The sequence below is a fragment of the Cellulomonas humilata genome (genome assembly GCF_013359775.1).
Taxonomy (GTDB): Bacteria; Actinomycetota; Actinomycetes; order Actinomycetales; family Cellulomonadaceae; genus Cellulomonas; species Cellulomonas humilata.
The window spans coordinates 57,826-84,235 of the sequence record NZ_JABMCI010000065.1 but is presented as its reverse complement, the minus strand read 5'-3'; the positions used below and the strand labels follow the sequence as shown (position 1 = coordinate 84,235).

22 protein-coding genes are annotated in these 26,410 nt (G+C 74.1%); 12 read left to right on the top strand and 10 right to left on the bottom strand.

From position 1 onward, the window contains the following. Positions 1 to 2: 2 nt before the first annotated feature. Positions 3 to 1,229, top strand: a complete 1,227-nt coding sequence (locus tag HP550_RS11455) for an NAD(P)/FAD-dependent oxidoreductase (protein WP_175347821.1) — start codon at positions 3 to 5, stop codon at positions 1,227 to 1,229. Here the strand turns inward: HP550_RS11455 and HP550_RS11450 are convergent. After that, positions 1,226 to 2,314: a carboxylate-amine ligase gene (locus tag HP550_RS11450; RefSeq protein ID WP_246280799.1), complete on the bottom strand. Its 1,089-nt coding sequence runs from the start codon at positions 2,312 to 2,314 to the stop codon at positions 1,226 to 1,228. The two genes, HP550_RS11455 and HP550_RS11450, sit on opposite strands and share 4 nt — an antisense overlap. A gap of 123 nt (positions 2,315 to 2,437) precedes the next feature. Here HP550_RS11450 and HP550_RS11445 point away from each other — a divergent pair, with 123 nt between their 5' ends. Both HP550_RS11445 and galE read left to right on the top strand, forming a co-directional pair. Next, on the top strand, positions 2,438 to 3,700 hold the full coding sequence (locus tag HP550_RS11445) for a mannosyltransferase family protein (RefSeq protein ID WP_175347820.1): 1,263 nt from the start codon (positions 2,438 to 2,440) through the stop codon (positions 3,698 to 3,700). Further along, positions 3,697 to 4,677, top strand: coding sequence for a UDP-glucose 4-epimerase GalE (gene galE, locus HP550_RS11440; RefSeq protein WP_175347819.1), 981 nt, complete (start codon positions 3,697 to 3,699; stop codon positions 4,675 to 4,677). Before HP550_RS11445 ends, galE begins: the two co-directional genes overlap by 4 nt. Here galE and HP550_RS11435 read toward each other — a convergent pair. Beyond that, positions 4,674 to 5,537, bottom strand: coding sequence for a hypothetical protein (locus HP550_RS11435; RefSeq protein ID WP_175347818.1), 864 nt, complete (start codon positions 5,535 to 5,537; stop codon positions 4,674 to 4,676). The genes galE and HP550_RS11435 overlap by 4 nt on opposite strands. A gap of 138 nt (positions 5,538 to 5,675) precedes the next feature. On the opposite strand from HP550_RS11435, the gene HP550_RS11430 reads away from it, so the two are divergent. The 4 genes from HP550_RS11430 (at position 5,676) to HP550_RS11415 (ending at position 9,891) form a co-directional block, all read left to right on the top strand. Further along, entirely contained in the window at positions 5,676 to 6,449 is a 774-nt protein-coding gene (locus HP550_RS11430) for a glycosyltransferase family 2 protein (protein WP_343048134.1), read from the top strand. After that, the gene (locus HP550_RS11425) at positions 6,446 to 7,291 is read left to right on the top strand and encodes a ChbG/HpnK family deacetylase (protein ID WP_175347816.1); all 846 of its coding nucleotides are present in this window, start codon (positions 6,446 to 6,448) and stop codon (positions 7,289 to 7,291) included. Before HP550_RS11430 ends, HP550_RS11425 begins: the two co-directional genes overlap by 4 nt. Then, positions 7,288 to 7,971, top strand: a complete 684-nt coding sequence (locus HP550_RS11420) for a methyltransferase domain-containing protein (protein ID WP_175347815.1) — start codon at positions 7,288 to 7,290, stop codon at positions 7,969 to 7,971. The genes HP550_RS11425 and HP550_RS11420 overlap by 4 nt, the downstream gene beginning before the upstream one ends. 627 nt (positions 7,972 to 8,598) lie before the next feature. Continuing rightward, on the top strand, positions 8,599 to 9,891 hold the full coding sequence (locus HP550_RS11415) for a DUF6421 family protein (protein ID WP_175347921.1): 1,293 nt from the start codon (positions 8,599 to 8,601) through the stop codon (positions 9,889 to 9,891). 10 nt (positions 9,892 to 9,901) lie between these two features. On the opposite strand, the gene HP550_RS11410 is transcribed toward HP550_RS11415, so the two are convergent. From HP550_RS11410 to HP550_RS11390, 5 genes are all read right to left on the bottom strand, one after another. Next, positions 9,902 to 12,433 (bottom strand): hypothetical protein, encoded by a 2,532-nt coding sequence (locus tag HP550_RS11410; RefSeq protein WP_175347814.1) that lies wholly within the window; start codon positions 12,431 to 12,433, stop codon positions 9,902 to 9,904. Positions 12,434 to 12,567: 134 nt separating this feature from the next. Next, positions 12,568 to 13,926, bottom strand: a complete 1,359-nt coding sequence (locus HP550_RS11405; RefSeq protein WP_175347813.1) for a CoA transferase — start codon at positions 13,924 to 13,926, stop codon at positions 12,568 to 12,570. A 1-nt stretch (position 13,927) separates the two neighbouring features. After that, positions 13,928 to 14,647, bottom strand: a complete 720-nt coding sequence (locus HP550_RS11400) for an ion channel (RefSeq protein WP_175347812.1) — start codon at positions 14,645 to 14,647, stop codon at positions 13,928 to 13,930. Between the two features lie 21 nt (positions 14,648 to 14,668). Further along, a complete protein-coding gene (locus HP550_RS11395; protein ID WP_175347811.1) occupies positions 14,669 to 15,460 on the bottom strand; it encodes a transglutaminase domain-containing protein in 792 nt (263 codons plus the stop codon). 42 nt (positions 15,461 to 15,502) lie between these two features. After that, a complete protein-coding gene (locus tag HP550_RS11390) occupies positions 15,503 to 16,954 on the bottom strand; it encodes an SDR family NAD(P)-dependent oxidoreductase (RefSeq protein WP_175347810.1) in 1,452 nt (483 codons plus the stop codon). A gap of 223 nt (positions 16,955 to 17,177) precedes the next feature. Between HP550_RS11390 and gad the strand changes: the two genes are divergently transcribed. Genes gad through HP550_RS11370 form a run of 4 tightly spaced genes read left to right on the top strand, consistent with a single transcriptional unit; the run spans position 17,178 to position 22,669 of the window. Then, positions 17,178 to 18,590 carry a glutamate decarboxylase gene (gene gad / locus HP550_RS11385; protein ID WP_175347809.1) on the top strand — a complete coding sequence of 471 codons (1,413 nt, stop codon included), beginning with the start codon at positions 17,178 to 17,180 and terminating at the stop codon, positions 18,588 to 18,590. Continuing rightward, positions 18,587 to 19,432 carry a YrhK family protein gene (locus HP550_RS23070; protein WP_175347808.1) on the top strand — a complete coding sequence of 282 codons (846 nt, stop codon included), beginning with the start codon at positions 18,587 to 18,589 and terminating at the stop codon, positions 19,430 to 19,432. The genes gad and HP550_RS23070 overlap by 4 nt, the downstream gene beginning before the upstream one ends. Before the next feature lie 17 nt (positions 19,433 to 19,449). Then, complete coding sequence (gene hrpB, locus HP550_RS11375) at positions 19,450 to 21,945, top strand: ATP-dependent helicase HrpB (protein ID WP_343048132.1); 2,496 nt, start codon at positions 19,450 to 19,452, stop codon at positions 21,943 to 21,945. A 13-nt stretch (positions 21,946 to 21,958) separates the two neighbouring features. Further along, positions 21,959 to 22,669: an esterase/lipase family protein gene (locus HP550_RS11370; protein WP_175347807.1), complete on the top strand. Its 711-nt coding sequence runs from the start codon at positions 21,959 to 21,961 to the stop codon at positions 22,667 to 22,669. On the opposite strand, the gene HP550_RS11365 is transcribed toward HP550_RS11370, so the two are convergent. Continuing rightward, complete coding sequence (locus HP550_RS11365; protein WP_175347806.1) at positions 22,638 to 23,465, bottom strand: alpha/beta fold hydrolase; 828 nt, start codon at positions 23,463 to 23,465, stop codon at positions 22,638 to 22,640. The two genes, HP550_RS11370 and HP550_RS11365, sit on opposite strands and share 32 nt — an antisense overlap. Positions 23,466 to 23,542: 77 nt before the next feature. Next, positions 23,543 to 24,127, bottom strand: a complete 585-nt coding sequence (locus tag HP550_RS11360; protein WP_175347805.1) for a DoxX family protein — start codon at positions 24,125 to 24,127, stop codon at positions 23,543 to 23,545. 237 nt (positions 24,128 to 24,364) lie between these two features. On the opposite strand from HP550_RS11360, the gene HP550_RS11355 reads away from it, so the two are divergent. After that, positions 24,365 to 25,240, top strand: a complete 876-nt coding sequence (locus HP550_RS11355) for a universal stress protein (protein WP_175347804.1) — start codon at positions 24,365 to 24,367, stop codon at positions 25,238 to 25,240. A gap of 60 nt (positions 25,241 to 25,300) precedes the next feature. Here the strand turns inward: HP550_RS11355 and HP550_RS11350 are convergent, their stop codons facing one another. Then, the gene (locus HP550_RS11350) at positions 25,301 to 26,356 is read right to left on the bottom strand and encodes a zinc-dependent alcohol dehydrogenase family protein (protein ID WP_175347803.1); all 1,056 of its coding nucleotides are present in this window, start codon (positions 26,354 to 26,356) and stop codon (positions 25,301 to 25,303) included. Positions 26,357 to 26,410 lie beyond the last annotated feature (54 nt).

The window sequence follows — 26,410 nt, the reverse complement described above, 5'->3', positions numbered from 1 at the left end:
CCATGAGTCAGGTCGTTGTCGTGGGTGCGGGGCTGGCGGGCGCGAAGACGGTCGAGGGTCTGCGGGAGCGCGGGTACGACGGTCGGGTCGTCCTGCTCGGCGCCGAGACGGAGCGCCCGTACGAGCGGCCACCGCTGTCGAAGGGCTACCTCCAGGGCAGCGACGAGCGCGAGGGTGCGTTCGTCCACCCGCCCGACTGGTACGCGACGCACGACGTCGACCTGCGGCTGGGCACGCCGGTCGCCTCGATCGACCTCGGCGGCCGCGACGTGGTCGACGGCTCGGGCACCCGCACGGGATGGGACCACCTGGTCCTCGCGACGGGCTCGGAGCCGCGCCGCCTGGACGTACCCGGATCGGGGCTCGAGGGCGTGGTGCACCTGCGGACGCTCGACGACAGCGACCGGCTGCGCGCCCTGCTGGGTGCAGCTCCCCGCGTCGTCGTGGTGGGCGGGGGGTGGATCGGGCTCGAGGTCGCCGCCGCGGCGCGCGCCGCCGGGTGCGCGGTCAGCGTCCTGGTCCGTGACCCGCTCCCGCTGGCGCGCGTCCTGGGCCCCGAGCTGGCGACGATGTTCGCCGAGCTCCACCGCGCCAACGGTGTCGACCTGCGCACGCGCACCGACGTCTCCGAGATCGTCGCGGACGGTGCCGGGACCCACGTCGGAGCGGTCGCGCTGGCCGACGGCACCGTGATCGACGCGGACCTGGTCGTCGTCGGCATCGGCGCCGCGCCCCGGGTCGACCTGGCCAGGTCCGCCGGGCTGCGCGTGGAGAGCGGTGTGGTCGTCGACGCCCACCTGCGCGCGTCGGACCCGCACGTGCTGGCGGTCGGGGACATCGCCCGCGCCCACCACCCGTTCCTGGGCACCCACGTGCGCGTCGAGCACTGGGCGAACGCGCTCCACCAGCCCTCGACGGCGGCGGCGACGATCGTCGGCGCAGACGAGCCGTACGACCGGCTGCCGTACTTCTTCACGGACCAGTTCGACCTGGGCATGGAGTACGTCGGGTACGTGGGTGCGCACGGGTACGACGAGGTCGTCGTCCGCGGCGACCTGGCGAACCGGGAGCTGGTCGCGTTCTGGCGCCGTGCCGGCCGGGTGGTGGCCGGGATGAACGTGAACGTCTGGGACGTGGTCGACGACGTGCAGGCCCTGATCCGGTCGCGGGCCGTGATCGACCGCGACCGGCTGTCCGACCCGGACGTGCCGCTGGGGGACCTGCTCTAGCCGGCCAGCGTCCGGTCCACCGCGCGCCGGACCACCTCGTCGTCGTCCGCCCCCTGGGCCCGCCAGCCCAGCTGCTGGATCGCGCCGTTCCCGCGGCGCAGCACCGTGGCCACGTGCCGCTCCACCCACTCCAGGTCGCCGGCCGCGGCCAGCGCGGGACGGACGTGCTCGACGAGCTGCCCGACGACCTCCGCGGCCGGCAGCGGCGTCCCGGTCAGCGGGCTGACCAGGTCGCCCGTGAGCCCGGACCGCGCGGCCCGCCAGGTCGCGGCCCGCAGCAGCTCGGTCCGCGGCTGGCGCATCGGCTCACCCATCGCCGCCTCCGCGAGCCCGCGCACCAGGGCCGCCTGGAGCGCGGCGTCCTCGGCGTCGAGGCACACGTCCGCGACGCGCACCTCCACCGTCGGGTACCGCGACGAGAGGCGGGCGTCGAAGTAGACCATCCCCTCGTCGAGGATCGCCCCGGTGCGCAGCAGCTCGTCGACGACGGAGCGGTATCCCGCGGCGTCCCCGAACGGTGCGGTCGGTCCCGCGGTCGGCCAGCGGCCCCAGACCTGCGACCGGTAGGACGCGTACCCCGTGGCGCTGCCCTGCCAGGACGGGCTGTTGCCGGACAGCGCCAGCAGCACCGCGTTCCAGGGGCGCAGGTGGTCGAGGATGCGCACGCCCTCGTCGGGGTCGTCGATCGAGACGTGCACGTGGCACCCGCACGTGAGCTGGTCCTGTGCCGTCCGGCCGAACTCCGCGCGGATCGCGTACGCCCGCCGGTCGGGCAGCACCGTCGACTCGACGACCTGCGGCGCGGCGGCCAGCGCGGCGATCCGGGCTCCGGCGCGTCGGGCGAGCGCGTCCGCGCGCGCGCGTCCGGCGCGGATCTCGGCCGCGAGCTCGGTGAGGTCGGCGCGCGGCGGTGTCGAGGTCTCGATCTGCTCCTGCTTGAACTCCTTCTCGAGGTCGCCGCCCGGCTCGTCGGGCGACGACTGCTCGACGGCTGACGCGTGCCGGAGCACTGTCGTCGCCACCGGCTCGGGCCGCCCCTCGGGCGTGACCAGCAGGAACTCCTCCTCGACACCCAGGGTCCGCATCGGAACAGTGTGAGGTGGTGGCCCTCCCTGCGCGCGCCAAACGTCCACGGAGGCCGCCTCGCGCGCCCTATGCTGCGGCCCGGGCACTGCGCACGGCAGTGGCCGGGGGGCACGGAGGCCGACGTGGGCGCGGGGAGCCGACACCAGGGTGGTGTGCGGTCGTCGACGACCGTCCCGGAGGTCGCGCCGTACCCCTGGAAGACCGTCACCGCCGCGTTCCTCGTCGTCGCGGCCGTGCTCACCACGGTCGTGGCGCTCGCGAACCCGTACCGCCGGTCGCCCGACGTGCACCCCACGCTCACCGGCCCGGCCTGGCTCGACGGCTGGTTCCACTACGACGCCGGCTGGTACCTGAAGATCGCGACCGAGGGGTACGACTACGTCCCCGGGCAGCAGTCGAGCATCGCGTTCTTCCCCGTCTACCCGATGACGGTGCGCGCGCTCGGCGCCGTCCTGGGTGACGCGCAGGTGGCGGGCACCCTGCTGGGTGCGCTGGCCGGGCTGGCGACCGCCCTGGTGTTCGGGCGGTGGGCCTGGGACCGGCTGCCGCGCAGGGCGGCGACGTTCGCCGTCGCGGTGCTGCTGGTCTACCCGTACGCGATGTTCCTGTACGGCGCGGTCTACGCCGACTCGCTGTTCATGCTCTGCACGATCGGCTCCTTCCTCCTGCTCGACCGGCGGTGGTTCGTCGCGGCGGGCGTGGTCGGCGCCCTCGCGACCGCCGGCCGGCCCGTCGGGACCGCGGTGGTCGTGGGCCTGGTGGTCCGCACCCTCGAGATCCTGGCCGAGGACCGCCGGGCGGCGGGTGGTCTGGTGGGGTCGGTCGAGCCCGGCCCGGGCCGCGTGGGCTGGCGGGAGCTGGTCGGGGCCGTCCGGGACGTCCGGCCGCGGCAGCTCGGGGTGCTCCTGTCGGGTCTCGGACTGGTGGCGTGGTCGGGGTACCTCTGGCTCGCGTTCGGCGACCCGCTGGCGTTCGTGCACGTCGAGTCGGCGCCCGGGTGGGACCAGGGCGTCGGTCCGCACACGTGGTTCAAGCTCGGCTACGTCGAGCTGATCCAGGACGGGCACTACCGCACGGCCGCGCTGCTGACGCTCCAGGCGCTCGCCTGCGTCCTCGCCGTGCTGCTGCTGCCCCGAGTGTGGCGGCTCTTCGGGTGGGGCTACCTGGCCTACGCCGTCGTGGTGCTGCTCATCCCGATCGTGGGGACGGACGACTTCATGGGCACCGGTCGGTACGCCCTGGCCGCGTTCCCCGTGGTCGCCGCGGCCGGGCACGTCCTCGCCGGGCTGAGGTCACCGGTGCTCCGGGTCGGGCTCCTCGCCCTGAGCGGAGCGCTCCTGCTGGTCCTGACCGTGATGTTCGGCATCTCGTTCGAGGTCTCATGACCGTCCTCGTGACCGGCGGAGCCGGCTACATCGGCGGCCACGTCCTGCGTGTCCTGGGTGCTGCCGGGCGGGACGTGCTCGTGGTCGACGACCTGAGCACGGGTCGAGCGGCGCGGCTCGACGGCGTCCCGCTGCTGCGTCTCGACCTCGCGGACCCCGGGTGCGTGCCCCATCTCGCCGGGGCGATGCGCACGCACGGTGTGACGTCGGTGGTGCACCTCGCCGCCCGCAAGCGGGTCCACGAGTCGGTGCTGCGGCCGCTCTGGTACCTCGAGCAGAACGTCGGCGGCGTGGCGCACGTCATCGCCGCGATGGAGCGGGCGGGGGTCGCCAGCATCGTCTTCTCGTCGTCGGCGGCCGTCTACGGCTGCCCCGCGAACGACCTGGTGCACGAGGACGACGCGCTCGCGCCCGTGAACCCCTACGGACGCACCAAGCTGGCCGGGGAGTGGCTGGTCCGCTCCGCGGCCCGGGCGTGGGGCCTGCGAGCGGTGTCGCTGCGGTACTTCAACGTCGCCGGCGCGGGCGCTCCGGAGCTCGGCGACGACGTGGTGGCCAACCTGGTGACCTGCGCCCTGGACCGGCTCGCACGGGGCCAGCGTCCGGAGGTGTTCGGCACGGGGTACCCGACCCCCGACGGCAGCTGCGTGCGGGACTTCGTGCACGTCTCCGACCTCGCCGAGGCGCACGTCGTGGCGCTCGACCGGCTCGACCGGGGGGGACCCCTGTCGGACGCCGTCAACATCGGGCTGGGCACGGGAGCGTCCGTCCTCGAGGTGCTCGAGCGCCTCGGCGCGGTGTCCGGGCTGGACACCACGCCCACGGTGCTCGGTCCGCGGGCCGGTGACCCGGCGCGCGTCGTCGCCGCCGTCGACCGGGCCCGGGACGAGCTGGGGTGGGTGGCGCGCAGCGACCTGTCCGACATCCTGCTGAGCGCGTGGCAGTCGTGGCAGGCAGGCCCGCGGGCGATCCGCTAAGGGGCCGTGGAGCGAGCGGGGGTCGCCGCGGCGACGGTCTCCGGAGTCCCGAACCGGGCGACGACCACGGCGCCGACGAGGACCAGCACGAACCCGCACGCGGCGGCCGCAGCCGATCCGGGGGCCGGACGGTCGCCCGCGAGGACGATGCCGAGGAGTGCCCCGGTGACCGTCTCCACCCCGACCATGAGGGCGGTCACGGCGACGACCGGCGCGCGGCGCAGCGCGATCGCCGAGGACGCGAGGCCGAGCCCGCCGCTGACGGCGGCGCACCAGACCAGGGGATCGGTCAGCAGGTCGACCCGGTGCCAGCTCGGGGCTGTCCGCGCGCCGAGGGCGAGCACGGCGAAGGCGCCTCCGGCGAGCACCGCGAGCACGAGCCCACGGCGCGTCGACGGAGGGCCGAGGGCGGTCAGCACCGCTGCGACGCCGAGGGCCGCAGTCCCTCCGACGACCACCCAGGTCGCGGCGGCACCCAGCTCCGACGCCGGCCGGGACTCGACCGTCGACGCGAGCAGCACGAGGCCCGTGCCGACGCCCGCCAGCCCGAGCCAGTCCGTCCAGCGCAGCCGCGCTCCGAGCACCGTCACGGCGAGGAGGGCAGCGACGGCCAGGCTGGACGCCCGCCCGGCCTGGACGGCGAACAGGGGGAGGGTCCGGAGGGCGACGAACGACAGGGCGAACCCCGTGGCCACCAGGACCAGCGCCAGCAGGTACACCGGGTTCCTCGCGAGCCCGCCGACCAGGGCGGCGTCGAGCCGCGCCTCCGGTGGCAGGCGCCGGACCGCCACGGCCTGGAGCACGATCGCCGTCCCCGAGCACAGCGCGGCACCGGCCACGCACAGCAGTGCAGCTCCCACGATCGCCCTTCGTCGTCCAGCCGGGTGCGGAACTCGCTCCGGGCTCGCCCGGGAAACCCTATGCTCCACGCGGACGCCGAGGCCCGAGACCATGGTCCGCGCCGTCACTTCCTTCGACGAAAGGCCGGTGCCGACCCCGTGCCCGCAGCATCCTCGGGACGACAGCCGTTCAAGAAGCTCTCGATCTTCTTCCCCATGTGGAACGAGGAGCAGTACATCCAGCGTGCCGTGAGCGCGGCGCGGGGCGTGTGCCTGGAGCTCGTGGAGTCCGGACAGATCCTCGACTACGAGCTCATCGTCGTCGACGACGCGTCCACCGACGGCACACCCGCGATCGCGGACGCGATGGCCGCCGCCGACGACCACGTGCGCGTGGTGCACCATGCCCGGAACCGGAAGCTCGGGGGCTCCCTGAAGAGCGGCTTCGCGGCAGCGACCGGTGACGTGGTGCTCTACACCGACGCCGACCTGCCGTTCGAGATGACCGAGCTGGTCCGCGCGCTGCGAGTGCTCGAGACGTACGAGGTCGACATGGTCAGCGCCTACCGGCTGGACCGCACCGGCGAGGGTCCGCGGCGGGCGGTGTACTCGTTCTTCTACAACGGGCTCGTGCAGCTCGTGTTCGGGACGCGCGTGCGGGACATCAACTTCGCCTTCAAGCTCTGCCGCCGACAGGTCCTCGACCACGTCGTCCTCAAGAGCGAGAGCTCGTTCATCGACGCCGAGCTGGTGATCCGGGCCCAGCGCGCGGGGTTCCAGGTGCTCCAGATCGGTGTCGACTACTTCCCGCGGACGCGCGGGGTCTCCACGCTCTCGTCGTTCGGCGTCATCCGGGCCATGGTGCTCGAGATGGTGCGGCTGCGCCGCGAGCTCAAGAGTGTCGTCCCGGTGAAGGGTCCGACCTCGTCGTGACGCGGCTGCTGATCGTGACGGCGGACGACCTCGGGCTGACCCGGGGCGTCAACGCCGCAGTCCGACGCGCGCACGAGGACGGGGTGGTGACCGCGACGTCGCTGCTCGCGGTCGGGCAGGCGTTCGACGACGCCGTGGCCATGGTGCGCGATCTGCCCGCCCTCGAGCTGGGAGCGCACCTCGCGCTCGTGGGGGAGGACCCGCCTCTGCTGTCCGCGCGGGAGGTACCGACCCTGGTCGACCGGCGCGGGGCGTTCCCGCTGAGCTACCGCGCGGTCGTCCTGCGGGGGCTCGCGGGTCGGATCGACCCGGACGACGTCCGGCGCGAGCTCGGCGCCCAGCTGGACCGCGTGCTGGGCGCGGGCGTCCCGGTCACCCACGTGGACACGCACCAGCACACCCACCTGTGGCCGACCGTCGGCGCCGTGGTCGCCGAGCTGGCGGCCGCGTCCGGCGTGCCCGCCGTCCGCGCGCCCGGCAGCCACGGCCACGGGCCGGTCGGCCTCGGCGTCCGCGTCCTGGCCCGACGCTCCCGCTCGACGCTGCGTGCCGCCGGCCGGGCCACCACCGCCGACTACGCGGGGCTCGACGAGGCCGGACGGCTGGACACCGTGCGCTTCCGCCGGACCCTCGCCGAGGCGGCCCGGCGGGGCGCACCGACCCTCGAGGTCAACTGTCACCCGGCGGTCGCGGGCGACCCGGACCTGCGCCGGTTCACGTGGGGCTACCGGTGGGCCGACGAGCTCGCGATGCTCGTGGACCCCCAGGTGCGGGAGTCGATCGCGTCCGCCGGCTTCACGCTGGGCGGGTTCGCCGACCTCGACCGGTACGGTGCCGCGTGACCACCCGCACCCGCCGCCGCCCGGACGCCGCCGGCCGCCGCGCGCTCGCCCTGTACCGGTCCGCCTCCGGCGGGGACCGCCTCCACGTGCGCGTCCGCTGGTTCAGCGCCCCGTTCCCGCCGGTCGCGCAGGCGCTGCCGGCTACGGGGCGCGTGCTCGAGATCGGGTGCGGGCACGGCCTGTTCAGCGCGTACGCGGCGCTCTCGGCTCCGGGCCGGGACATGCTCGGCGTGGACATCGACGCCGACAAGATCGACGTCGCCACGGCCGCGGCGCGCGGGGTCCCGCGGCTCGCGTTCGCTCGCGCACCCGACGGTGCGGTGCCGGCGGGCCCGTGGGACGCGGTCGTGTTCGTCGACGTCCTCTACCTCCTCGGTGCGGACCAGCAGCGGGCGTTGCTGACCGAGGCCGTCCAGGCGCTGGCCCCCGGCGGCCGCGTGGTGGTCAAGGAGATGGGGACGCAGCCGGCGTGGAAGGTCCGCTGGAACACGTTCCAGGAAACGGTGTCGGTCAAGCTCCTGCGGATCACGGAGGGCTCGTCGTTCGACTTCGTGGACCCGCGGACCATGGCGGAGTGGCTGACCCGGCTCGGGCTCGACGTGGAGCTGCGGCGACTGGACGCCCGCAGGGTGCACCCGCACCACCTGGTGGTCGCGCGGCGGCCCGTCGAGGGGCAGTGACCGGCGGCAGGTCGTTGACCGCGTGGCGCGCGGAACGTACCGTGCAGTAACGCTGCCGTCCGAATGGTGAGATGACGCATGAGGCTGTTCCCGACCGTCCACGCGACCGGAGACCTCCCGGCCCCGCACCGCACCCACCTCGAGCGCCACGGGCTGACGTTCGTCGGCGCCGACGACGGTCCGGACGTGGTGCTGGTGCTCCCGGGGACCGTGACGGTGGGCGCGTCCGGCGACGCGGGCCTCGTCGTCCTGGCATCCGGTACCGAGACGCCGGCGGTCGTCGATCTCCTGGCATCCCGCGGCGTCGTCGTGCGCGACGCGGCAGCCGCGGAGCCGACCGGGCTCGTGCCGGCCGACCTCACCGCGGACGACCTCCTGGCCTGGACCAGCGACGTCGAGCTGCCCGTGCGGGCCACGCTCGAGCTCGCCGCGCCCGCCATGCCGGTGCTGCGGTCGGCGACCGGGAGCCAGGCGCTGGGCGCCGTCGTCGCGGCGGGGAACCGCGACGCTGCCGGCGCGTTCCTCGTGCTCGGCGTCGACCCGTCGCCCGAGGTCCTGCTCAACGCGGCGGTGTGGGCCGCGCGCCCGTCCGCCCCCGAGGAGGAGGCCGGACGCCGGTCCGACCTCGTGACGCACCCCGCGTGGACCCGTCTCAAGCAGGACGTCTCCGAGCTCCAGGCTGCGCAGGTCAAGGACGGCTCCATCCCGGACGCGGCCCTGCACGCCCGCGCCCGCGAGCTCGTGCACGCCGTCGGCGTAGCGCTGCACGACCTCGCGGCAGAGCTGCCGCACGACGAGGACTACCTGACGGCGGTCGGCAAGGACCTCACCCGCTGGGCCGACGCGGGCTTCGGGGTGCCGGACTTCCTCGACTCGCTGGTCGCGTTCCACCCCCAGGAGCAGCGGGTGGACGGGCTGCCGCACCTGGTGCTCTTCCCCATGTACACCCAGAACGGCAGCACCGACCGGCGCGTCGAGGCGGTGCTGCTCCAGGTGCGGTGGCCGGAGCTGGTCGCGCGGCTCGAGGCCGAGCAGTTCAGCAACGCGCTCTTCGTCCCCGTCACGTTCCTCGACTTCACGCCTGGCTACGACACCAACTCGGCGGTGCTGTTCCCGGAGACCGTCGCCGTCCGCGAGGTACCGACGTTCACCTGGGGCGCGATCTTCGCCGACCGCGAGGCCGCCCGGTTCCGGCGGGTGGTCCGTGCCGCGGCCGAGACGACGCGCCTCGCGCTCCCGCCGGACGCGGCCCGCCTGCTGGACGACCAGCGGCTCGCCGAGGAGACGTTCATCCTCTGGGACCTGGTGCACGACCGCACGCACATGCGCGGCGACCTGCCGTTCGACCCGTTCATGATCAAGCAGCGGATGCCGTACTTCCTCTACTCGCTGGAGGAGCTGCGCTGCGACCTGACGGCCTTCCGGGCCGCGGTCCGGCTCGAGGGCGAGGGCGTCCCGCACGCGCGGTACGTGCAGTACGCGATCCTGTTCGACCGGCTGTTCCGGTTCCCGGTGACCGGTTCGAGGGTGCGCAACTACGACGGGCTGGGCGGCCAGCTGCTGTTCGCCTGGCTGCACCAGCACCACGTGCTGCACTGGACCGACTCCCGGCTGACCATCGACTGGCCGCAGGTGCCCGCGGCCGTCATCGCGCTGGCCGAGCAGATCGAGCAGCTGTACTGGCGCTCGATCGACCGGCCGAAGACCGCGCACTGGCTCGCCGCCTACGCGCTGGTGTCCGGCACCGTGACCCCGCATCCGGCCTCGGCGTGGGCGCGCGGCGACCTGCCGCTGGACGGTCCGCCCAAGGGGTTCACCGACGCCGTGCTCGACGACGAGTTCCCCCTGTCGATGTTCTACGAGGCGCTCTCCCGCAAGATCGGTGACGTCGTGGCCTCGACCAGGGGGATCACCGCCTGAGCGGCGGGTGCTAGAGGTAGTTCACCGGGGTCCTCGGGTCGGGCGCGATCGTGTCCTCGTGCGTCGAGCCGTTGACGGTCTCGCGGGGAGGATCCGCCGCGAGCGTGCGGTCGCACATGGTGTCGACCTGGTCCCAGAACGCGCCGTCGTGCCAGTAGCCCGTGTGGCTGAGCACCCGCGGCAGGGGCTGGTCGACGACGTAGCGGTGGCTGGGCGGGTCGACCAGCTCGAGGTCGACGCCGGGCTGGATGGTCGAGTCGCCGGTGCGGACCGCACCCCCGATGTAGTCGGTCGCGTAGTACACGTTCTGCCAGAGCACCGGGCCGATCCCGGCCGGACCGTCGGCGATCCCCGCGAGGAAGCCGTCGCTGAACAGGGCCGGGAACGCCCACCGGTACAGCTTGCCCAGCGGTGACCCGAGGGTGACCACGCCGAGGGTGGGCTCGGTGCCGGCGCGCACCGGTGACCGTCGTCCGACCACCGCGGCGGCGATGACGCTGCCCTGGGAGTGCGCGGTGAGCACCACGCGGCCGCCGTTGTCGTGCAGGCGCCAGATCCGTCGGGTCAGCTCGGGGACCGCCCGCTCGGCATAGGCCGGCGGGGCGAACGGGTGGAAGGCCCGCGGGAAGAAGCTCCCGACGTCGAACAGCGAGCCGAGGACGCGGCGCCACCGCTCGTTGCGCCAGGCGCTGGCCAGGATCAGCACGTACAGCGGCGGGAAGGCGACGGCGACGGTGGTGCCGACGTCGACCAGGAACATCGGCGTCCCGTCGTCGAGCAGCCAGACCCAGCTGAGGAAGACGACCAGCCCGACCACGCCGCCGAGCGTGAGCACGACGAGCGGGATGGCCACGGCACGCGAGTGGTCGCCGACGAACTGCATCATCGCGACCTTGCTCACCCAGCGCGACGGCCGGCCCGCCCGCTCCCGGCCGGTCGCGCCGAACATCGGCGGGTCGAAGGCGGACCGCCACCAGCCCGCCTCGGTGCGCGCTTCGGCGTCGGCGCGCACCGCGGGGACGCCCGCCAGGTCGTACTGCGCACGCAGCTTCGCCTCGACCGCCGGCGCCCTGCGCGCGCGGCTGCGGCCGAGGGCCACCCAGAAGCCGACCCCGAACAGGAAGAACAGCGTGATCAGCCCCAGCGACAGCATGGACGCTAACGAGCCCACGGCCTCGGGGATGTAGATGGCCCCCGGGTCGGCGGTGACACCGGGCGTCGGTCCGAACCCCCAGGTCACGGTCCCGAGCACCCGTCCGACGTAGACCATGAGGGACAGCAGCACGGTGTTGGCCACCATGAGCGCGACGGTGTTCATCACGAACGGGGCGGCCCAGGGGAACAGGCTGAGCCGAGGAATCGTCTGCTGCTGGGCGCGCAGCTCGCGCGCCTTGACCAGCCGGAAGATCCACGCGCCGACCTGCTGCCCGGCCAGCGGGAGCAGCAGGAACAGGCTGGCCCCCCACACCAGGTTCACCGCGGGACGGGCGCCCGGCAGCACGCCGGCCGGCCCGGCGACGTGGGGGAGCGAGAGCGCGGCGACCCCGGCGAGCACGAGGGCTCCGAGCGTCAGGACGAGGACGGCCGTGGCGAGGGCCGGGTGGGCGTCGTCGAACGCCAGCAGCCCCATCACCGCGAGGATGCCGACCCCGGCGGCGATCGTCGCGGCCTGCCCGAGCGAGCCGGCGTCCGACCCGGCGCCCAGCGCGGACGCCGACCAGCCGAGCAGGAGGCCGACCACGCCCAGGCACGCGGCGAGGTGGAGCCGGGACAGGAAGACGTGCCACCGGAGCCCGGACCAGAACTCGGGGTGGCGCAGCCCGCCCTCCTGGGCGGCGGCGCACCGGCGCGACGGTTCGGTGGCGGTGTCGACCCCGGGCGTGCCGAGCGTGCCCTGGTCGGCGCCGATCGGGGTCGGCGGCTCGACCCGTTCGTACGCCGACCGGGTGTGGCGGGCGAGCAGGGCGAACAGGAGGGCGACGAGGGTGGCGGCGCCGGCGCCGACGAGGATGCGTACCCCCGGCTGGTCGACGGGCAGCCAGCGGTCGACCGTGGCCGTCCACCACGCGTCGCGGCGGCACTGCGGCGACCCACCGCACTGGTACGCGACGATGTCGGTGAGCAGCATGGTGACCATCACGGCCGTGCTCAGCGTGAGCGCCAGGGCGGCGAGCCGCGCGAACCAGCGGAACACCCAGATCGTGGCGGGCTCGTCGACCTCCTGGTCGCCGGACATGACCCAGCGCCGGGCCATCCACCCCGCCATGTTCGCGAACATCGACGGCAGCAGGAGCGCCCAGAGCGCGCGCGTGCGGCTGCGGGAGGTCAGGCCGCCCCACGAGTACGCCTCGCGGTGCCGACCGTGGGCGTCGCGCGTGCGGAAGAAGCCCGCCACCCGGTCACCGGCCACCCGGGTGGGGGCGAGGTCTCCGAGCAGGGACTCGGGGCTGGTCCCCCCGACGCCGTGCACGCGGATCTCGGTCAGCCCGTCGAGCGCCACCGGATCCGGCACCAGGCCGGCGGATCCCACGTCGAGCGCCATCGCTGCCTCCAGCCGTGGGCACCGTGCGGTGCCCGCTCACCCCGACGGGACGGCGTCGTCCCTGGTGAGAAGAGTCGCGAGCCGTGGTCCAGATACCGCCGAGCATCCTCTGCGACGGAGCTCCGGCGCCACCCTCAGCTCGTGGCCCACCGGGGGGCGTCGGTGCCCCAGCGGCTCGGGGAGCGGTCCCAGCTCGTGGGGACGCCCGCGACGGCCACGGGCGAGCGCGCGTGCCGGAGACGCCCGTACGGCGAGTCCGAGTCGACCAGCCAGCGGTCGGGCTCCTCGGCCGGTGCTGCGTCTCCCGCGACGGAGCCGATGCCGCCGCCCAGCAGCCACCCCGCCGTCCCCGCGAGCGACAGGCGGACGTGACGTGCCGCGCCCGTGCGCGAGCGCTCGGTCAGCGCGCGCAGGAGGGCCGCGGCGAGCAGGTAGCCGGTGCCGTGGTCGAGGGCCTGGGCCGGCAGGGTGCCCGGTCGGCCGTCGTCGCCCTGCTCGACGACCGCGATGCCGGTGCCGGCCTGCACCAGGCTGTCGAAACCCCGCCGGTCCGCACACGGGCCGTGCCACCCCCAAGCGCTGAGCCGGGCGACGACGAGGTCCGGCCGGCGCTCGCGCAGCGTGTCGTCGTCGAGGCCGTACCGGTCCAGAGCTCCGGGGCGGTAGCCGAGGACGAGCACGTCCGCGGCGCGCAGGAGCTCCTCGAACGTCGCGCGATCGGCGGGGTCCTCGAGCGCGAGGCGGGTGGAGCGCTTGCCGAACCCCGTGTCGATGTGGGTCCCGTCGTCCTCCCGCAGCCAGGGGGCGTCGACGCGCAGGACGTCGGCACCGAGCAGGCCGAGCGTGCGGGTGGCGACCGGTCCGGCGAGCACCCGCGTCAGGTCGAGGACCCGCACGCCGTCCGCCGGCAGCGTGCTGGGTCGCAGCGGGCGCGCGCCGGTGTTGTCCAGGGCCTGCGTCTCGATCAGCGGTTCGTCGCTCGGGTGCGGCGGGGCGACCGCCACGGCGAGGCCACCGGCGGCACAGGCGCGTTCCTGCACGTCGAGCGCGGGGAGCTCTGCCAGCACGCCGGCCAACCTGCGGGCGAGCACGTCGTCGTCGCGACCGGAGTCGGGGATCCCCAGCGCGGCCAGCAGGCGGGCACGGTGGTGCGGGTAGTTGGCGTGCGTGCGGACCCACCCGTCGGCGGCCGGCCAGAACCCGGACAGCGGTGCGAACAGGGGGATCGGCCGGCCGTCGACCCGCAGGTGGCGCTCGCTGGTGAACGCGACCGCCACCGCACCCTCGTCGACCCGCACGGCAGGCAGCCCGCCGCCGTTGCGCAGGCGACCGAGCTCGGCCGCGGCGAGCGAGCAGACACCCACGGTCGCGCGTGCGAGCCCGCGCACGGGAAGTGCGGAGCCCAGCCCGGGCGTGCCGACGAACGCGACGTGCCCGGCGAGGTCAGGTCGGCCGCCGAGCGCGGCCCAGGCGTGCGCGGTGGCGGCGTCCACGTCACTCCGTGTGCTCGGGCAGGACCGCCTCCGCGCGGCCGTGAAACGCGGCGACCAGGCGGGCCACCAGCACGGCCAGGAACACCTGACCGACGAGCGCCTCGAACGTGGCGATGCTCCGCCCGGGGAACAGGGCAGCCGTGTAGTCGCCGTACCCGAGCGTCGTCAGCGTCGTGTAGGAGAAGTACTGGAACGAGCGGGCGTTCGCCGCCTCGCCGGACGCGAAGAACGGGCCGGGGGTGAGGACGTCGAGCACGCCGAACAGGCTCGCGAAGAACATCCCGATGATCAGGTACGCGCTCAGGGCGCCGGCCAGCGACTGCACCGTGACGGCGGTCCGGCGCAGGATCCGGTCGAGGATGACGACGAGCGCGGTCATGAGGATGACGCAGACCACGGCGTCGAGGACCCCGTCCGCGACGGGCTGCGGCAGCACCGTCAGCGCGACGACCGCGATCACGGCGGACACCACGAGCACGATCCGCACGAACCGCTTCTGGTGCGGCATCGGTCGGGACGTCCGGACCGCGAGCCCGAGCGTGAACAGGTACAGCACCAGCACGAGGATCTCGACCCACTCGTCCGAGCTCAGCGCGAAGGCCACGTACGCGGTGACCAGCAGGCTCAGGACGATGCCGAAGTCGTCCGTGCCGGTCCGCCGGGCGAGGAACGAGCGGCGCCGGGGCGGTGCCGGAGTATCAGCCTCGTCCGGTGGTGTCACCTTTCGGAGGCTAGCGGGCGGTCAGCCGATCGTCACGAGATCCCGGACGTCGTCGTTGGGCAGCACGTCGACGACCGCGCTGACCTCGAGCTCGTCCAGGTCGGCGTAGCCGTGGTGCACGTTGAGGAACGCGGTGTCCGACGCGTCGCGCCCGGTCGCGATCCGGACCAGGCTCGTGCGGGGCGCCAGCGTCGTCGCGTCGACGACGTACCACTGGCCGTCCAGGTTGGCCTCGGCGACGGCGTGGAAGTCCATGGGCGACAGCCCCGGCGCGTAGACCGACACCAGCCGCGCGGGGATGTCCAGCGCGCGCAGGAGGGCGATCACCAGGTGGGCGTAGTCGCGGCAGACGCCCTTGCGGGCCAGGAGCGTCTGCACGGCTCCGTCGGTCGGCAGGCTCGACCCCGGCACGTACGCGAGGCGGGAGCCCACCCAGGAGCTCACCGCGGAGAGCAGGTCGTACCCGCGCAGCCCGGCGAACTCGGCGTAGGCGGTCGGGCCGAGCGTGTCGGACTCGCAGTACCGGCTCGGTCGCAGGTAGCGCAGCAGGTCGGCCTCGTCGGACGTGACCGGCGTGGCGCGGCCGTCGACGGACGCGGAGTAGTCGAGGACCAGCCGGCCGACCTCCGCCTGCACGACGTGCAGGCGCGTGCCGTGGTGGTCGGGGACCTCCTTGGCCTCGATCGGCGAGCCGTCGAGCGTGATCCGCAGGGTCTCGCGCGCGGCGACCTGGGTGGACACGGCCAGCTCGAAGGCGAGCGTGGCGGGGGAGGTGACGTCGAGGGACAGGTGGGCGCTCATGTCGCGGTGCACGCGCTCATGCTGGTGCACCCGGACGCCGCCCGCCTCCCGTGACTACCAGGCGGAACGCACGTAGTCCTTGAGGAAGCAGCCGAACAGGTCCTCGCCCGCCTCGCCACGCACGATCGGGTCGTACACGCGCGCGGCGCCGTCGACGAGGTCGAGCGGGGCGTGGAAGCCCTCCTCGGCCAGCCGGACCTTGGTCGGGTGGGGGCGCTCGTCGGTGATCCAGCCCGTGTCGACGCTGGTCATGAAGATGCCGTCGGTGGCCAGCTCGGTGGCGCTGGTGCGGGTCAGCATGTTGAGCGCGGCCTTGGCCATGTTGGTGTGCGGGTGGCCGGGGCCCTTGTAGCCGCGGGAGAAGACGCCCTCCATCGCGGACACGTTGACGACGTAGGCGCGATCCGGGGCACGCATCGCGCCGCGCAGGCGGCTGACCAGGATGAACGGCGCGGTCTGGTTGCACAGCTGGACCTCGAGCAGCTCCATCGGGTCCACCTGGTCGACCGTGTGCACCCAGCTGTTGGTCTCGGCGGTGTCCGGCACCAGCCCGCCGGCGTCGATCGCCGTGCCCGCCACGAGCCGCTCGAGCGAGGCGTGCTCGGCGGTGAGCGCGAGCGTCGAGACGGCAGCGGCGGCGCTGGTCAGCTCGGTGACGGAGCCGGCGAGCGCCACCGGGTGCGCGCTGCTGGTGGTGCGGCCGAACGTGGTGATCTGCGGGAGCGGGCGATCGGGCAGGGGCTCCAGCTCGGCGTCGGCGAGGTGCGTGTACGCGCCGGGGGAGCGGCGGACCGTCTGCGCGGCGTTGTTGATGAGGATGTCGAGCGGGCCCTGCGCGGCCACGGAGTCGGCGAGCGCCACCACCTGGGCCGGGTCGCGCAGGTCGATGCCGACGATGCTCAGGCGGTCCAGCCAGTCGGCGCTGTCCGGCATCGCCGCGAACCGGCGGGCGGCGTCCCGGGGGAACCGGGTGGTGATCGTCGTGGTCGCGCCGTCCCGCAGCAGCCGCAGCGCGATGTACATGCCGATCTTGGCGCGCCCGCCCGTGAGCAGGGCGCGCTTGCCGACGAGGTCGGTCCGGGCGTCGCGCTTGGCGTGGTTGAGGCGCGCGCACGCCGGGCAGAGCTGGTGGTAGAACGCGTCGACGTCGACGTACGGCTCCTTGCAGATGTAGCAGGGCCGGGCCTTGAGCAGGGTGCCCGCGGTGGCGCCCTGCACGCTGGAGACCAGCGGGATGCCCTGGGTCTCGTCGTCGATGCGGCCCGGGCTGCCGGTGGCGGTCGCGTGGATGACCGCGCGGTCGGCGGCGCTGATGGCGTCCCGCTTCTCGGCGCGGCGCTGCTTCTTGGCCGCCTTGAACAGGGCGGACGTCGCGCGCCGGGCGAGGGCGAGGTGCGGGTGGTCGGACGGCAGCCGGCTGATCTGGTCCGCGACGCGCAGGAAGACGTCGAGCTCGGCGGCGTCGACGCCGTCGACGATCTCGGGGGCGGTGCTCACGGCAGTCATCGTGCGTTCCTAGCTGGTCGACAGTGGTGGCCGACGGGCAGGGGAGCACGAGAGCCGGGCAGGCGGGGATCGGTCGATCCTACCCGGCGCCTCGCGGCGCCCTCCGGGCAGGGGGGCGAACCGGGACAGATCGGTTGCCACGGGTCTACGTTCGGACTCGTGGGTGCGCCGGGGGCGGCAGTCCAGCCAGAGAGCTCCGGCGGGAGGAACTGGAGGAGCACACGTGAGTGAGACGCCCGATCCCCACGGCCCGATCCATGGCCGCCCGAGCTTTCGGGAGCACGTCGACCGCAGCACTTTCCCCGCAGGTGGGCTCGACCCGGACGAGGCCTACGAGCTCCTGCACACGGGCCTGATGCTCGACGGCCGGGAGACCCTCAACCTGGCGTCCTTCGTCACCACGTGGATGGAGCCGCAGGCCGAGAAGCTGATCCACGACGCGCTGCGCAAGAACCACATCGACCACGAGGAGTACCCGGCCGCGTCGCTGATCGAGGAGGCCTGCGTGCACCTGCTCGGCGACCTCTTCCACGCCCCCGACCCGTCCACGGTGGTCGGCGTCGCGACGATCGGCTCCTCCGAGGCGATCATGCTCGGCCTGCTCGCCCACAAGCGCGCGTGGCGGGACCGCCGGCGGGCCGCCGGGCTGTCGACCGACCGGCCCAACGTCGTGTTCGGCGCGGAGACCCACGTGGTGTGGGACAAGTTCGCCAACTACTTCGACGTCGAGATGCGCAAGATCCCGATGCAGGCGGACCGGTTCGTGCTCAGCGCGGACGACGTCGAGGCGCACGTCGACGAGAACACCATCGCGGTCGGCGCGGTGCTCGGCACCACGCACATCGGCGAGGCGGACCCGATCGAGGAGATCAACGACCTGCTGGTGCGGATCAAGGCGGAGAAGGGCTGGGACGTGCCGCTGCACGTGGACGGCGCGAGCGGCGCGTTCATCGCCCCGTTCGCCGAGCCCGACCTCCGCTGGGACTTCCGGCTCGAGCAGGTGGCGTCGATCAACGCGTCGGGCCACAAGTACGGCCTGGTCTACCCGGGCGTGGGCTGGCTGATCTTCCGCGACGCGTCCCGGTTGCCCGAGGACCTGGTGTTCAGCGTGAACTACCTGGGCGGGGCGCAGCCGACGTACACGTTCAACTTCTCCCGCGGCTCGGCCATGATCCAGGCGCAGCTCTACAACTTCCTGCGGCTGGGGCGCAGCGGGTACACCTCGATCGTGGAGACGATGCTGGCCAACGCGCGCTTCCTCAACGAGAGCCTCGAGGCGAGCGGCCGGTTCGAGATCCTCAACCCGGGGCTGGCCGAGCCGGTCGTGACGTTCCGGATCAAGGGCGACCCGGGGTTCGACGTCTACCACCTGTCGGCGCGCCTGCGGGAGGACGGCTGGATCGTGCCGGCGTACAGCCTGCCGCCCGACGCCGACGCGGTGCACCTGCTGCGCGTGGTGGTCCGGCTCGACCTGAGCCGCGTGATGGTCGAGCAGCTGCTCCGGGACCTCATGAAGGCGTGGGACGACCTCGCCGCCGAGCAGCCGGTCCAGCGGCCGGCCGCCAAGCCGGACCTGTGGACGTCCCCGGCGCACGCGGCCGCGCGGAGCAAGGCGCGCACCGGCCTCCGGCAGTGACCTCGACCGTCCCGGACCTCCCGGCGGGGTGGCGGGCGGTGCGCGTGCGTGGACCGGCCGGCTTCGTCACGCACGCCACCCTGGTGCGCCCGGACGGCAGCGAGGTCGAGTGGAGCTCGCGGCGGCACCGCAAGGGGCTCGGCCTGCGCGGTGCCGATGCGGGCGGTGGCCCGGCGAGCGCCCTGAGCTGGTGGATCGGCGGTCTGTTCGCTCTCGGCTCCGTCTGCTTCGCGCTCGGGTCGGTGCCGCTGTATGTCGACCAGGTCGCCGCCGCCACCGTCGCGGCGACGTTCTTCGTCGGGTCGATCTTCTTCACGTCTGCGGCCTACCTGCAGTTCCACGAGACCCTGCGGGCACCCGCCGGCGTGCTCGCCGACTCGCCGCGCCCGCGACGGCTGGCGTCGCTCGTCGGCTGGCACCCGCGCCGGATCGACTTCTGGGCCGTGCTGGTCCAGCTGGTGGGGACCGTGTTCTTCAACCTCAGCACGTTCGCCGCCACGCGTGCGGACCTGACGCTCACGCAGGAGCGGCACCTCGTCTGGGCGCCGGACGTCGGCGGGTCGATCTGCTTCCTGGTGGCCAGCTGGCTCGCGTACGCCGAGGTCAACCGCGGGATCTTGCCGCGGTCCGACCGGTCGGTGGGGTGGGGCATCGCGGCGCTCAACCTGGCCGGGTCGGTCGCGTTCGGGGTGGCCGCCGCCGCTGCCCGGTACCTGCGCTCCACAGGCGAGCTGGCCAACCTCCCGCTGGTCAACCTCGGCACGTTCGTCGGCGCGGTGTGCTTCCTCGTCGGCGCCGTCCTGCTGCCCGTCGAGTCGGCGAGGGAGCGTTCGCCGTCCTGACCCCTCAGACTCCATGCGTGGACGACGACCCGATCAGCCGGCTGCTGGCCGACCCTCCCGACCTGCCCGTGCGCCACGGGCTGGCCGACGTGGTCGCCGCGATCCGTGCCCGCGGCGTCGTCGTGGTGCAGGCGCCGCCGGGGACGGGCAAGACCACGCTCGTCCCGCCCGCGGTCGCCGCGGCGGTGCGGGGCCGCGTCGTCGTGACCCAGCCGCGCCGGATCGCCGCCCGGGCGGCCGCGCGCCGCCTCGCGCAGCTGCTGGGCGAGCCGCTCGGGCAGACCGTCGGGTTCTCGGTGCGCGGTGCGAGCCAGACCAGCGCGGCGACCCGCGTCGAGGTGGTCACCACCGGGGTGCTGCTGCGCCGTCTCCAGCGCGACCCGGAGCTGCCCGGCGTCGCGGCGGTCATCCTCGACGAGGTGCACGAGCGGCACCTGGTGGACGACCTCGCGCTCGCCCTCCTGGTCGACGTCCGGGCGCACCTGCGCGAGGACCTGGTGGTCGTCGCGATGTCCGCCACGGTGGAGGCCGAGCGCACGGCGGCGCTGCTCGGCGGTGCCGAGCCTGCGCCGGTCGTGGCGGTCCCGGGCGCGCTGTTCCCGGTCGAGACGGTGTGGTGCCCGGCGCCCGCGCGCACCGCCCGGACGGACGACCGTGGCGTGACGCCCGCGTTCCTCGACCACGTCGCCTCGACCGTTCGCCGCGCGCTGGCCGAGCGCACCGGCGACGTCCTGGTCTTCGTGCCCGGCGCCGGCGAGGTCGACGGGGTCGCGCGCCGGCTCGGCGGGCTCGACGCGGACGTGCGCCCGCTGCACGGTCGCCTCCCGGCGGGCGAGCAGGATCGGGCACTGACGCCGGGCACCCGTCGACGGGTCGTGGTGTCCACCGCGGTCGCCGAGTCCTCGCTCACCGTGCCGGGCGTCCGGCTGGTGGTCGACGCCGGGCTGTCGCGCGAGCCCCGCACCGACCACGCGCGCGGCCTGGCGGGGCTGGTCACCGTGTCGGTCAGCCGTGCGTCCGCCGAGCAGCGCGCGGGCCGTGCGGGACGGGAGGGCCCCGGGGCCGCCTACCGGTGCTGGTCCGCCCACGACCACGCCCGGCTGGTCGCGCACCCGCAGCCGGAGATCCTCACGGCCGATCTCACCGCGTTCGCGCTGGAGCTGGCGTGCTGGGGGAGTCCGCAGGGCGCGGGTCTGGCCCTGCTCGACCCGCCGCCGACGGCCGCGATGGCGGTGGCGCACGGCACCCTCGTCGGACTCGGCGTCGTCGACGCCGACGGGCACCCCACCGAGCGCGGCAGGGCCGTGTCGGCGATCCCGGTGGACCCGCGGCTGGGCAGGGCGCTCCTGGACGGCGCAGCGCTCGTCGGCGCCCGGCGGGCAGCCGAGGTCGTCGCGCTGCTCGCCGACGACGCGCGTGCGCCGGGCGGCGACCTCGTGGCGGTCCTGCGCGCGCTGCGCCGGGGTGGTCCCCAGGCGTCGGCGTGGCGGACCCAGGTCGGCCGCCTCCAGGCGTCCGCACCGGGCTCGGCGCCCACCGAGGGCCTCACCGACGACCTCGCGGTGGGCCTGCTCGTCGCGCTCGCCCATCCCGACCGCCTTGCTCGGCTCCGACCCGGCGGGTCGACGTACCTGATGACGTCGGGGACGGGCGCGTCGCTCGCGCCGGGGTCCGCCCTGGTGGGGCAGCCGTGGCTCGCCGTCGCCGACGCCGACCGCGGGGCCGCCCGCCGGGACGCGACGATCCGGTCCGCGGCGCCGATCGACCAGGACCTCGCCCTCGAGGCCGCCCCCGCGCTGCTGCGGGAGGACGACGAGGTCTCGTGGTCGAACGGCACGGTGGTGGCCCGCCGGGTGCGCCGGCTCGGCGCGATCGAGCTGACCTCGGTCCCCCTGAGGACCCCCTCGCCCGAGCTCGTCGTCGACGCGCTGCGCGAGGGCCTGTCCCGCGACGGCCTCGCCCTGCTGCGCTGGTCCGAGGCTGCGACGAGCCTGCGGCACCGGATGGCGTTCCTGCACCGCGCGTGGGGTGCCCCGTGGCCGGACGTGTCGGACGCCGCGCTGCTCACGCACCTGGAGGAGTGGCTGGGACCGGACCTGGCCCGCGTGAAGGGCGCGCGGGACCTCGGACGCGTCGATGTGCTCCAGGCGCTCCGGCGGCTCCTGCCGTGGCCCGAGGCGAGCCGGCTCGACGCGCTCGCCCCGGAGCGGCTCACGGTGCCCAGCGGGTCGCAGGTGCGCGTCGACTACACCGGAGACCAGCCCGTGCTGCCCGTCCGCCTCCAGGAGGTGTTCGGCTGGCGCGCGACCCCGCGGCTCGCGGACGGACGCGTGCCCGTCCTCCTGCACCTGCTCTCGCCCGCCGGCCGTCCCGCCGCCGTGACCGCGGACCTGGAGTCGTTCTGGCGCACGGGCTACCCGCAGGTGCGGGCCGAGCTGCGCGGCCGGTACCCGAAGCACGCGTGGCCGGACGACCCGCTGACCGCCGCACCGGTGCGCGGCGTCCGCCGGTAGGACGATGTGTCCCATGCCCCTCCGGACGATCGCTCGCACGACGTGGTGGCGCGTGCGCGACTACGCCGCCGTGCTCGGCTGGCAGGCCGCGGGGATCGTGTCGCGCACCGACCCTGACGACCTGCGCCGGCCCGAGCACCCCGCCGGGCCGCCGGTCGTCCTGGTGCCCGGGGTCTACGAGTCGTGGCACTTCCTGCTCCCGCTGGCGATGCTCCTGCACGACCACGGCGTCCGGGTCCACGTACTGCCGGACCTGGGCAACAACCGCCGGCCCGTCCCGTTCGGCGCGAGCGTCCTCGGGCGCTATCTGCTGGAGCACGACCTGCGCGACGTCGTCCTCGTGGCGCACAGCAAGGGCGGGCTGATCGGCAAGCTCGCGATGGTGCAGGAGCACCAGGACGCGCGGATCGCCTCGATGATCGCGGTCAACACCCCCTTCGACGGTTCCGTCCTGGCCCGGTGGTTCCTGGTCCCATCGGTGCGGGCGTTCCGGCCCGCCGACGCGACGATCCTGGCGCTCGCGGCGGAGCGCGAGGTCAACGCGCGGATCACGTCGGTGTACAGCCACTGGGACCCGCACATCCCCGAGGGCAGCGCGCTCGAGGGAGCGCAGGAGGTCGTCCTGGACACCCCCGGTCACTTCCGGCCGCTGGCCGACCCCCGCCTGCACGCCCTGCTGCTCGAGCGGCTCCTCACTCCCGGGGCAGCTGCAGAACCCGGGTGAACCCCGGCTGGTCGGGGTCGTCGACGATCTCGACCCCGTCCAGCCAGGACGAGATCACGTGCGCGAGCTCGCCCGGATGGCTGAAGTTCATCGCGTGCGCGGCGCCCTCGATGAGAGCCACGGTGGTGTGGTCGCCCGCGAGCCGACCCACCTCGCGCACCCGCGCCGGCGGCGCCATGAGCGGGTCCCGGCTGCCGATCACCGCCAGCGTCGGCACCTTTACCTTGAGCAGCCGCTCGAGCGACGGGAACCGGGTGAGCTCGCTGAAGAGGTGGAACGTGTTCACCGGGCCGAACCGCAGGTAGTCGGGCACCGCCACGCGCGCCATCCGCCGGTTCTCGCGTGCGCCGTCGATCGCGAGCTGCCGCACGGCCCGACCGAGCCCCTGGTTGTGCACGCCGCCCGCCGGGGAGACGAGCACGATCCGGTCGACCCGATCCGGGGCGGCGTGCGCCACCTCCAGGCTGACCGGGCAGCCCATGGAGTTGCCGACGAGCACGACCTTCTCGAAGTCGAAGGCGTCCAGGATGTCGAGGACGGCGACCGCGAGCGCGGGGATGCCGAGCGTGTAGTCCCAGTCCTCGCTCCGGCCGTAGCCCGGCAGGTCGGGTACCACGTTCGTCGCGCGGGCTGCCAGCAGCCGGGCGGTGGGCATCAGGTAGGTGCCCGAGATCGCGAAGCCGTGGACGTGCACGATCGGCCACGCACCCGGGACGTCCGCGCTGATGCGGTAGAAGACCTGGTGCCCTTGCACCTCAAGGGTGCTCTCGGTCCATCCGCCGTCGACGACGCTCACAGCCTGATCGTGTCAGAGCGCACACACGAACGGCACCCCGAGATCGGGGTGCCGTCGTGCGTGCTGCGGGAGTGCTGTCACCGCAGCCAGCTGAACCGCTGCACGAGTGGGATCTTCGCCCACCGGCGGCCGAGGCCCCAGGTGTCTCCGGCGAGGAGCGACGCGCAGACGATCAGGACGAGTGCGTAGATGAGGTGGTAGTCGACCAGCGGGTTGTTGGTGCCCTGGATGAACGGCCACTCGGCGGCCCACATGAGGACCATGAGCAGCGAGCCGGCGACTGCCGCGATGCGCAGCCCGATGCCCAGCATCACGGCGACGCCGACGCCGAGCAGGCAGAGCATGAACAGCCAGTCCGTCGCGGGGCTCGCCATCGAGGCGAAGGTGTCCGCGAACGGGCCGGTGGCAGCGAACTGCATGAACCCCTGGCTCGGCGTTCCACCGTCGAGCCATGACAGGCTCGGGTCGCCCTCGGCGACCGCGGCGCCCGTGGCGTAGTGCAGCCCGAAGGTCTTGTCGAGGAACGCCCACAGGAAGATGAAGCCCGTGGCGAGCCGGGTGGCGGCGAGCCAACGACGGCCCGTCATCGAGGTGACGACGTCGTCCTCGATCAGGACTGCGGGGTGCGTCGAGGTACGCGCCTCGGGATGGATGGTGGCCATGGCGATTTCCCTCCGTGCTGGGCCCCGCGTTCGGGACCGGGGTGTCGAGCTCCGATGTGTCCACGGTGGTCTTCGCCGGTCGGCACGCCACAGGGCCGAAGGTCCCGCGTGCTGCGCGCCGAACAGGGACTCAGGTCCCGGGACGCCGAGGCCGGGGCGCGGGGAGGCTGGAGGTAGCGCGGCTGAGGCCGGCGGACGGTCGGAGTGGGCCACGCGCGAGGAGCGAGGAGGCACCTCATGCGTACCGACGGACCCGTGGTCGTCGCACTCGACGGCACATCGAACAGCGCGCACACGCTCGACTGGGGCGTGGCCGAGGCGGTGCGGCGGCAGGCCGAGGTCCTGCTGGTCCGTACGGTCGACGACGCGTGGCAGGTCACGGCCTGGAGCTGGTACCCGATCGTCGGGGGGAGCGACGTCGACGCCGAGGCGGTCCAGTACCTGGCCGACCTCCAGACGCGGCTGCTGGAGCGCCACCCCGGGGTGATCGTGAAGTTCCGCGTCCTGCACGGGCAGGTCGTCCCGTGCCTGCGTGAGCTGAGCGGCGACGCCCAGCTCCTCGTGGTCGGCGCGCGTCCGCGGACCGGTCGCGGACGGACGGGCTCCACGGGCGTGCACGTCGCGGCGCACGCGCGCTGCCCGGTCGCCGTGGTCCGAACGGACGCGACCCACCCCACGACGCCGGAAGCACCGGTCCTGGTGGGCGTGGACGGTTCGGCGTCGTCGCTGGCCGCGGCGCACGTCGCGGCGCACGAGGCCTGGATGCGCGGGCGCCCGCTGACCGTCGTGCACGCGCGTCCGACCATCCCCGACCCGTTCGGCCGGGGGAGCGTGCCACCCCTCGCCACCGACGACGAGGACGACCCGACGCACAAGGCGGCCCGCGTGGTCGCCGAGTCGCTGCGGGCGGAGAACGCCGGCCTGGTGGTCGACCTGGCGCTCGTCGACGACGATCCCACCGACGCGCTCACCGGGCTGGGCCGGGGTGCCGCGCTGCTGGTCGTCGGCTCGCGGGGCCTCGGGGGCTTCCGCGGGATGCTGCTCGGCTCGGTCAGCAGCGCGGTGGTGCGGGAGGCCACCTGCCCGGTGCTCGTCGTGCACGACAACGGCTGACCGCGCACCGACGCAGAAGGGCCCGGCTCGGGGAGCCGGGCCCTTCGAGCGCTCCAGCGCTCACCGGGTCATCACCACCTTGAGGGCCTGCGTCTGGGCGGCGTTCCCGAACGTCCGGTACGCGTCCAGGATGTCCGCCAGCGCGAACCGGTGCGTGACGAACGCCTCCACGGGGAGCTTCCCCGCCTCGACCAGGCGCAGCAGCATCGGCAGCGTCGTCGTGTTCACCAGACCCGTGGTGATGGTGACGTTCTGGATCCACAGGTCCTGGAGCGCCAGCTCGACCGGCCGGCCGTGCACGCCGACGTTGGCCACGTGGCCTCCGGGGCGGACCAGGTCGGTGCACATGGTGAACGTCTCGGGGATGCCGACGGCCTCGATCGCCACGTCGACCCCGGCGCCGCCGGTCGCCGTCATGACCTGCGCCTTCCAGTCGGAGGATGACGAGTCGACCGTGAGCGTCGCGCCCAGGCGCTTGGCCACGTCGAGCCGGTGGTGGTCGCGGTCGATCGCGATGATCTGCGCCGCGCCGTACAGGCCGGCGGTCGCGACGGACGCCAGCCCCACGGGACCGGCGCCGACGACGGCGACGGTGTCGCCCGGCTGGACCTGCCCGTACCGCACGCCGATCTCGAAGCCCGTGGGCAGGATGTCGGAGAGCAGCACTGCCAGCTCGTCGGGGACCGTGGGCGGCAGCCGGTGCAGGGAGCTGTCCGCGAACGGGATCCGCACCAGCTCGGCCTGCGTGCCGTCGATCAGGTGCCCCAGCACCCAGCCGATGCCGGAGGTGCCCTCGGGCGCCAGGCAGTGCGACGGGAACTGCGCGCGGCAGTACGTGCACACGCCGCAGCCGCTGATGCACGCGATGATCACCCGGTCGCCGGGTGCGTGGTTGCGGACGCCGTCGCCCACCTGGACGACGGTGCCGACGCCCTCGTGACCGAGGATGCGGCCGTCCGCGACGGTGGGTACGTCTCCGTGCAGGATGTGGAGGTCGGTCCCGCAGATCGTCGTGGTGTCCATCCGCACGACCGCGTCGGTCGGCTCGACCAGGGTGGCGTCCGGGACCTCCTCCCACGTGATGGTCCCCGGACCGTGGAACACGAGCGCTTTCATGGTGACTCCTCACCTCGACCGCGTCGGGCACGGTCGCCCGCGCTCCTCCAGCGT

Coding starts and splice junctions, on each gene's coding strand:
- HP550_RS11360 (WP_175347805.1), bottom strand. CDS start 24,127: ATGGCCACCATCCATCCCGAGGCGCGTACCTCGACGCACCCCGCAGTC.
- HP550_RS11455 (WP_175347821.1), top strand. CDS start 3: ATGAGTCAGGTCGTTGTCGTGGGTGCGGGGCTGGCGGGCGCGAAGACG.
- HP550_RS11370 (WP_175347807.1), top strand. CDS start 21,959: ATGCCCCTCCGGACGATCGCTCGCACGACGTGGTGGCGCGTGCGCGAC.
- HP550_RS11410 (WP_175347814.1), bottom strand. CDS start 12,433: ATGGCGCTCGACGTGGGATCCGCCGGCCTGGTGCCGGATCCGGTGGCG.
- galE (WP_175347819.1), top strand. CDS start 3,697: ATGACCGTCCTCGTGACCGGCGGAGCCGGCTACATCGGCGGCCACGTC.
- HP550_RS11355 (WP_175347804.1), top strand. CDS start 24,365: ATGCGTACCGACGGACCCGTGGTCGTCGCACTCGACGGCACATCGAAC.
- HP550_RS11450 (WP_246280799.1), bottom strand. CDS start 2,314: ATGCGGACCCTGGGTGTCGAGGAGGAGTTCCTGCTGGTCACGCCCGAG.
- HP550_RS11350 (WP_175347803.1), bottom strand. CDS start 26,356: ATGAAAGCGCTCGTGTTCCACGGTCCGGGGACCATCACGTGGGAGGAG.
- HP550_RS11390 (WP_175347810.1), bottom strand. CDS start 16,954: ATGACTGCCGTGAGCACCGCCCCCGAGATCGTCGACGGCGTCGACGCC.